General features: G+C 72.6%; 7 protein-coding genes and 2 pseudogenes. 7 read left to right on the top strand and 2 right to left on the bottom strand.

All coding sequences use genetic code 11. From position 1 onward, the window contains the following. Nucleotides 1-207: 207 nt before the first annotated feature. Entirely contained in the window at nucleotides 208-504 is a 297-nt protein-coding gene (locus ABZ885_RS31875) for a hypothetical protein (protein ID WP_360196322.1), read from the top strand. A 111-nt stretch (nucleotides 505-615) separates the two neighbouring features. Here ABZ885_RS31875 and ABZ885_RS31870 read toward each other — a convergent pair. Beyond that, nucleotides 616-822, bottom strand: a pseudogene (locus ABZ885_RS31870) (beta/gamma crystallin domain-containing protein); the annotation flags it as partial. A gap of 495 nt (nucleotides 823-1,317) precedes the next feature. Here ABZ885_RS31870 and ABZ885_RS31865 point away from each other — a divergent pair. Beyond that, entirely contained in the window at nucleotides 1,318-3,516 is a 2,199-nt protein-coding gene (locus ABZ885_RS31865; RefSeq protein ID WP_360196319.1) for a transglycosylase domain-containing protein, read from the top strand. Nucleotides 3,517-3,604: 88 nt separating this feature from the next. Here ABZ885_RS31865 and ABZ885_RS31860 read toward each other — a convergent pair whose 3' ends face one another. Then, nucleotides 3,605-4,318, bottom strand: coding sequence for an alpha/beta hydrolase (locus ABZ885_RS31860; protein WP_360196316.1), 714 nt, complete (start codon nucleotides 4,316-4,318; stop codon nucleotides 3,605-3,607). Nucleotides 4,319-4,423: 105 nt separating this feature from the next. Here ABZ885_RS31860 and ABZ885_RS31855 point away from each other — a divergent pair, with 105 nt between their 5' ends. The 5 genes and pseudogenes from ABZ885_RS31855 to ABZ885_RS31835 all read left to right on the top strand — a co-directional run. Beyond that, nucleotides 4,424-5,416, top strand: coding sequence for a LysR family transcriptional regulator (locus ABZ885_RS31855; RefSeq protein ID WP_360196314.1), 993 nt, complete (start codon nucleotides 4,424-4,426; stop codon nucleotides 5,414-5,416). A 115-nt stretch (nucleotides 5,417-5,531) separates the two neighbouring features. Continuing rightward, nucleotides 5,532-5,753, top strand: a complete 222-nt coding sequence (locus ABZ885_RS31850) for a hypothetical protein (RefSeq protein ID WP_360196312.1) — start codon at nucleotides 5,532-5,534, stop codon at nucleotides 5,751-5,753. Nucleotides 5,754-5,866: 113 nt separating this feature from the next. Next, the gene (locus tag ABZ885_RS31845; protein WP_360196309.1) at nucleotides 5,867-6,715 is read left to right on the top strand and encodes an SAM-dependent methyltransferase; all 849 of its coding nucleotides are present in this window, start codon (nucleotides 5,867-5,869) and stop codon (nucleotides 6,713-6,715) included. A 44-nt stretch (nucleotides 6,716-6,759) separates the two neighbouring features. Then, nucleotides 6,760-6,903, top strand: a pseudogene (locus tag ABZ885_RS31840) (Uma2 family endonuclease); the annotation flags it as partial. Between the two features lie 72 nt (nucleotides 6,904-6,975). Continuing rightward, nucleotides 6,976-7,580 (top strand): 2'-5' RNA ligase family protein (locus tag ABZ885_RS31835; RefSeq protein ID WP_360196306.1); only part of this gene is annotated, 605 nt, incomplete at its 3' end.

The following is a 7,580-nucleotide window of genomic DNA, read 5'->3' as shown; positions in this document are numbered from 1 at the left end:
CTGGAGGCCGGCAAGTACGCCGACCTGGTCGTGGTCGACTCCGGGACGTACGACCTGGTGGCCGTCATGCGCCGCGGCGAGTGGATCACCGGCGGGGAAGGGTTCCGGCCGGGCCCGTCAAGCGGATCGGTTCTGCGTGCATGAACCGGGGCGGGGGCCGGGAACATTCCCCCGGACACCACAGGTCGATCAACGAAACGGGGCCGTATGGACACCGATCCGAAGACGCTGACCGAGGCGGTCCGCGAGGTCGAGAAGCTGATCCGGGAGACCGTCGTCGCCCCGAGCCGGGGCCACCGCCGGGTGCTGCACGCCGAGGAGCCGCCGCTGCTGGCGGCGACCGCCGTCCTGCTGGACGCCGTCCGGGAGTTCACCGCGGGCCACTCCGGCCGGATGACCACCCCGGATGCCCGGTTCGCCTTCGGCCAGGCGGACGAGGAACTCGCCCGCCTGGCCGCCCGGTTCCGCGCCGCCGGAGGAGGGACGGCCGCCGCCGGGGCGTGACCGGGCGGCGGTAGCGGTCCGCCGCCCGGCCCGCAGGCTCCGTCCGTCGGTGAGCCGCCGGTCGGTGGGCCGTCCGTCGGTGGGCCGGCCCAGTGGGCTCCGGCTCCAGGCTCAGTAGATCTTGATCCAGATGATCTTGTGGATGCTGGACTGGCCGGGGCTCCACCGGGCCCACTTGTTGAGCGTCACGGTTTCCAGGCGCGGGTCATTGAGATTCCGCTGGAACTGGAAGGTCACCGCGTTGCTCCCCGACTCGACCCAGTTCACGCCGTAGATGGCGACGGGGACCTCTCCGGCGTTCGCGAAGCAGAGCGTGTCGCGGCCGTGGCGAGCAGCGCGGCCGCTATACCGGCTGCGACACCGAGGGAACGGCGCATGGGCAGGATCATTTTCTCTCCCCTGCTACGTGGGCAAACGGGAGCTCGGACCCCCGCTCACCCTCGCGTCCCGGTGGCCCCCATGTCAGTCGGGTGCGGTGGGCGTGAAACGTTCTGCCCCGCCTGAGGCATCTAACTGATGTCAGGGTTGCGGGACGGGGGGTGCCGAACGCGAGATCGCGGCCGCGCAGGTGGGGAGTGGGTGGCGGCGCATGCGTGCCGACGGGTGGCGGACACTGCTCGGCGTGTGAGGGGGTTCGAGCCCGGTTCAGTGCCGCCGGATTTCCGACTGCGGGAAATCGGGAATTCATTCCGATCATTGAGTACGTACACGCTCGAACCAGTGGGGCCGGGCATTCGATACCTGTTACACGGTCGCGACAAACTCGGGCGCGAATGTGTTCGATGCGCGGGATTCGGCGGCTAGCATCCTGACATGGCCTCAAATCTTCCTCCGATATGGAATTCCGGTGATGGCGCCGACCTCCCTCCGGTCCGCACCTCGCCGCTCCGGCTGGCCCGTCACGGTGCGACCTTCCTGGGTGTCAGCGTGGTCTCCGGCGCACTGCTGGCCGGTCTCGCGCTGCCCGCCGCCGGGGCGCTCGGACTGACCGCCAAGGACACCGCGGAAGGCTTCGAGGACATCCCCGGCGACTTCAAGGCCCCGCCGCTGACCCAGGCGACCCAGATCTTCGACGCCAAGGGCCAGCTGATGGCCAAGGTCTACGAGCGCGACCGCACCGTCCTGACGCCCGAGCAGATGTCGCCGTACATGCGGCAGGCCCAGGTCGACATCGAGGACGCCCGCTTCTACGAGCACGGCGCCGTCGACCTCAAGGGCGTGCTCCGGGCGCTCGGCAAGAACGCGGAGAGCGGCACCAACTCGCAGGGCGCGTCGACGCTGACCCAGCAGTACGTGAAGAACGTCAACGTGGAGAAGGCCGGCGACGACCAGGCCGCCGTCCGCGAGGCCCAGCGCAAGACCCTGGGCCGCAAGATCCAGGAGCTGAAGGTCGCGATCAAGCTGGAGGAGGAACTGACCAAGGACCAGATCCTCACCAACTACCTGAACATCACGTACTACGGCAACGGTGCCTACGGCGTGGAGGCCGCCTCCCAGCGGTACTTCAGCAAGAGCAACAAGGACCTGACCATCGCCGAGGCCGCCACCCTGGCCGGGTTGGTGCAGAACCCGACGGCCTACGACCCGAAGCTGCACCCGCAGGCCGCGCAGAACCGCCGCGACGTCGTGATCGACAAGATGCTCGAGGCCAAGCACATCACCGCGGACCAGGCCAAGGAGGCGAAGGCCGCCCCGCTGGGCCTGCGGTACAAGGCGCCGCAGAACGGCTGCATCACCGCCAACGCGGGCATGGGTTTCTTCTGCGACTACGTCCGCCACGTGATCAAGCAGGACCCGGTCTTCGGCAAGACCGCCGCCGAGCGGAAGGAGTTCTGGGACAAGGGCGGCCTGAACATCTACACCACCCTCGACCCGGACAAGCAGGCCGCCGCACAGAACGCCGTCACCACCAACGTCCGGGTCACCGACCCGGTGTCGGCCGCCGCGAGCATGATCGAGCCGGGCACCGGCAAGATCCTCGCGATGGCCCAGACCCGCCCGTACGGCGTGGACACGGACAAGAACGAGACCATGGTCAACCTCAACGTCGACCGGGCGATGGGCGGCGGCAACGGCTTCCAGCCCGGCTCCACGTTCAAGCCGGTCGTCGCGGCCGCGGCGCTGGAAGCGGGCCTGCCGCCGACCCAGGAGTACTCGTCGCCGAACCGGCTCGAATACCCGACGATGAAGACCTGTGCGGGGACCTGGAAGAACGACGGCCGGCCCAAGACGGTGGTGCCCAACGAATCCGAGAACGAGAAGGGGCCCTACCAGCTCAAGAAGGCGATGGCGCTCTCGGTCAACACCTACTTCGTGCAGATGGAGCAGGAGATCGGCCTCTGCTCCGTCAAGCAGATGGCCAACAAGCTCGGCATCGACGCCAAGGCCAGCGGCAAGCCCCTGGAGGAGGTCCCCGCGATGGCCCTCGGCGTGGAGGAGCTCAGCCCGCTGACGATGGCCAACGTGTACGCGACCTTCGCCGCCCGCGGCAAGTACTGTGCCCCGGTCGCCATCAACAAGATCACCACGGTGGACGGCAAGGACGTACCCGTCCCGGCCGGCCACTGCGCGCAGGCGTTCTCCGACACGACGGCGCAGACGATGAACACCGTCCTGAACGGCGTGACCGCCGAGAACGGGACCGGCGCGGCGCTCAACCTGGAGGGCGACCGGCAGATCGCCGGCAAGACCGGCACCTCGGACCACAAGAAGGCCGCCTGGTTCAGCGGCTACACGCCCCAACTCGCCACCGCGGTCTGGCTCGGCGGCCCGGCCGGCGGCGTCGAGATGCGCAACATCACCATCAACGGGAAGCACCACACCGAGGTGTTCGGCGCCGACGGCCCCGGGCCGATCTGGCGGGACGCCATGAACCAGGCCCTGCGCGGCGCACCCAAGCTGCCCCTGCCGATGGCCTTCATCCCCGACCCGGCGCCCAAGCCCGACCCGGGCAACCCCACCGAGACCGGCACCGTCCCGCCGGCCACCACCCCGCCCGGCCCGCAGCGCTGACACCCGGGCGGAACGGCGGGTCTGGGGCTCGTGGGGCCGTGAGCCCGTAGGCCCGTGAGCCCGGACCGGTGGGGCCGGACGGCGCGGCTCAGGACGGCGGGTTCGCCGGGCTTCCGTCGGGCAGCGGGCTCCCGCGGCCGACGGGCGCGTCGGCGACGGGAGTGTCGGCGCCGGGACCGAGGCACCAGTCCAGGAGCGCGGGCCACGGGCCGTACCCGGAGTCCGGGGTGAGGTGCGCCGCGCCGGTGATGACGTCGACCGGAAGGCCGAGCCGGCGCCCGTACGCCTCTGCGGCTCCCTCGGGGCAGCAGGGGTCGTCGTCCCCGCAGACGAGCCGGGTGGAGCCGGCCGCGGCCGACAGCTGTGCGGCGCTCACCGCCGGGGGGACGAAGAGGGCGACGTCCGGCTGTCGCCGCAGGAAGCCCGGCGACGGCGGCGCCACGAGCAGGACCCGGTCGACCGGCTCCGCCACCGCGCCGCCGGCCACCGCCCGCAGCCACAGCGCGCAGGCCAGGCTGTGGCAGACGACGGTGCGCCGGCCCGCCCGCAGCGCGGTGAGGCGGGTGCGCAGCTCGTGCAGCCACAGCTCCGGATCGGGGTGGTCCGGGTCGGGCAGCCGGGGGTAGTCGACCTGGTGCCCCAGGCCGGTGAGCCGGTCGGCGAGCCAGTGCTGCCAGTGGCCGGCGGGGCGGTGGTTCTGCCAGCCGTGCAGGATCAGGAAGCCCTGCTCGGCGGGCCGGGTGGACTCGGCGGACTCGGGGGAATCGGAGGATTCGGGGGATTCGGCGGGGGAGGAGGTCATGGTCGCTCGCTGTTCCGGGGGAGGGGAGGGGGTGGCCCGGCGGGCCCGGGAACCGTCAGCGATTGTGGTGGCGGCCGATCATGCAGGTCCAGTTAATCTCTGCGGATGGAACCGGTAAGCAGTACCTTCAGTGTCGACCTGCGCCGGCTGGGCGTGCTGCGGGAACTGGCCCGCCGCGGCAGCCTCGCCCGGACCGCGGAGGCCCTGCACCTGACCCCCTCCGCGGTCTCGCAGCAACTCGCGGCACTGGCCCGGGAGGTGGGCGTCCCCCTGCTGGAGCGACAGGGCCGCGGGGTCCGGCTGACCGGGCAGGCCAGGATCCTGCTGGAGCACGCCGACCTGATGGCCGCGCAGTGGGAACGGGCCCGGGTCGACCTCGCCGCCTGGGAGGAGGGCCGGCGGGGAGCGGTCACCATCGGTGCGTTCTCCAGTGCCATCACCGGCCTGCTGCCGCACGCCCTGCGGGCACTGTCCGCGCACCACCCGGAGATCCGCGTCCAGGTCGTGGAGGCCGGTGCGCCGGACGTCTTCACCCTCCTCGACTCCGGGGATATCGACATCGCCGTGGCCGTGGACTTCGCCGCCGCCCCGCCCCGCACGGACCCGCGCTACACCCGCACCGCCCTGCTCGCCGACGTCCTCGACCTGGCGCTCCCCGCGACCCACCCCTGCGCGGGGCGGGACCGGATCCCGCTGGCGGACCTGGCCGGGGACGTCTGGATCGTCGGCGACGCCGGCAGCTGCTGCGGAGCCGTCACCCGCTCGGTGTGCGCGGCGAACGGCTTCACCCCCGACATCCGGCACGCCGTCGACGACTGGACCGCCCTCGCGGCGCTGGTCGAGACGGGCGTCGGCATCGCGCTCGTCCCGCGCCTGGTCCAACCCCTGCACCGGCCCGGCCTGGTGCTGCGCCGGCCGGCCGGCCCCTCGCCGCTGCGGCACGTCTTCGCCGCGGTCCGGGCCGGCTCCGGTGACGACCCGGTCCAGGCCGCCGTCCTCGACCGCCTCCGGGCGGCCGCCGCCGTGGCCGGCGGTGCGGGGGGCGGTGCGGGCGGTACGGCCGAGGCCGCCGGAGCGGGCGCGGAGAGCGACCGGTAATCCGTTTGCGTGGCAGAGCCGGGCGGTGGCACGGTCCTCGCTGCAGCGCTCGGCTGCAGCGCTCGCCGGGACCGACCACCGTCGCAGCGCCCCACCGTCGAGAGGACCGGACGTCTTGCCCGCACCAACCGGATTCAGTTACCAGCAGCGCCCCGACGGCTCCGTCGAGGTGACCCATCACCGCCGGATCGCCGCCACCCTGCGCGGCAGTCGCGCCGAGCGGTTCCTTGCCGAACTCGAGGCAGGCGACCCGCAGTTGGTGATGGCCAGATGGACCGGAAACTACCGCCGGGGCAACGAGCGCACCGCCAGGGACCACCCGCGCAACCGTCGCTGACGCGGCCCCCGGGCAAGTGTCGCGGACCGGCACCTTCCGGAACCGGTCAAACCTGTGAGTTCCCTGTGATTAGGATGAGATGACTTGACGTCAGCACAGTACGGGGAGAGCTCATGCGGGACGAGGCAGCGGTCGGCCGGCCGGAGCAGGAGGCGGGGGAGTGGCAGCCGCCGGTGGAGCTGAACACCGGCATCCCCCACCCGGCCCGGATGTACGACTACTACCTCGGCGGCAAGGACAACTTCCCGGCCGACCGCGAGGCGGCCGAGAAGGTCATCGCGGCGATGCCGGACGCCCGGCTCGGGGCCAGGATCAACCGCGAGTTCCTCAGCCGGGCGGTGGAGTTCGCCGTCCAGCAGGGGGTCCGCCAGTTCCTGGACATCGGCACCGGGATCCCCGCCGTGGGCAGCACCGGTGAGGTCGCCCACCGGGTGGCCCCGGACGCCCGCGTGGTCTACGTGGACAACGACCCCATCGTCCTCACCCACTCCCGTGCGCTGCTGGCCCACCACCCCGTCGGCCACACCACCGTGCTCCACGCGGACCTGCGCGACCCGGACGCGATACTCGGCGACCCGGGGCTGAAGGAGGCGCTCGACCTCTCCCGCCCGGTGGCCCTGATGCTCGTCGCGGTGCTGCACTTCGTCCGCGACGAGGAGGGCGCCGCCGACATCCTGGCCCGCCTGCGGAGCGCCCTCGCGCCCGGAAGCCTGCTGATCATGTCGCACGGCACCCAGGACTTCATGACCCCCGCGGCGGTCGCGGAGACGACACGGATCTACAGCCGCGCCAGCTCCCCCCTGGTCCTGCGGTCCAAGGACCAGGTCCAGGAGCTGTTCGGCGACTTCGAGTTCGTCGAGCCCGGACTGGTCCAACTCCCGCTCTGGCGCCCGCAGGCCGACCTGCCGGAGAACTGGCAGCAGGCCGCCCCCGCCTACGCGGGCGTGGCGGTCAAGCGCTGACCCGACCCGGCGAGCACCGTCCCGGCGGCGGACGGCGGGATACCGTCCGCCGTCAGAACCGCGAGTGCACCGTCTTCAGCGAGCCGACCCGGCTCGGCTATGCGCGCGAGGACGGGCCGCACCCCTTCGGCACGCCGGTGCACCTGCCCGCACCGTTCGACCTGGCGCTGGAGACGAGCCGGCTGTAGCGCGCACGGCGGCTGCAACGCGCGGCGGCCGGGGCGCCTGCGGGGGCCGACGGCCTGTGCCAGGCTGGCGGTATGGACGCGGAGCCCGGGGACGGCGGGGTGCTGGACGTCGCGCCGACGGCGTGGACGGCGGTTGCCTGGCTGCCGCCGGCGGAGCTGTGGGCGCCGGTCCAGGAGATCCGCTGGGAGCACGACCCGCAGGTGCGGCGGTGGCCGCCGCACGTGAACGTGCTGTTCGGCTTCGTGCCGGAGTCCGAGTTCCGGCGGGCCGCACCGCTGGTGGCCGCGGCGGCCGCGGAGGTGGCGCCGTTCACCGCGCGGCTGCAGGGGGTGCGGAGCTTCCGGCACCGGGCGTACGCGACGGTGTGGCTCGATCCGGCGGCGGGCGGCGCTGCGCGGTGGACCGCCCTGTACCGGTCGCTGCTTGAGCGCTTCCCACGCTGCGTGGGCCGGGGTGGGAAGTTCACCCCGCACCTCTCCCTCGGGCGGACCGGGGATCCGCGGGGCCTGGCCGCGGAGTGCGCCGCCCGGCTCGGCGGCCGGTCCGCCGAGGTCTGCGAGGTGGTACTGCTCTCCCGGCGCGGCGGCGACGACCCGATGCGGCCCCGGGCGACCGTCGCCCTGGGCAGCGGCGAGCTCCGCTGGGAGCCCGACCCCGCTTCGCCCCCGAGCGGTTG

The sequence above is a fragment of the Kitasatospora sp. NPDC047058 genome, assembly GCF_040643935.1.
Taxonomy (GTDB): Bacteria; Actinomycetota; Actinomycetes; order Streptomycetales; family Streptomycetaceae; genus Kitasatospora.
This window is presented reverse-complemented; position numbering and strand designations above follow the sequence as displayed.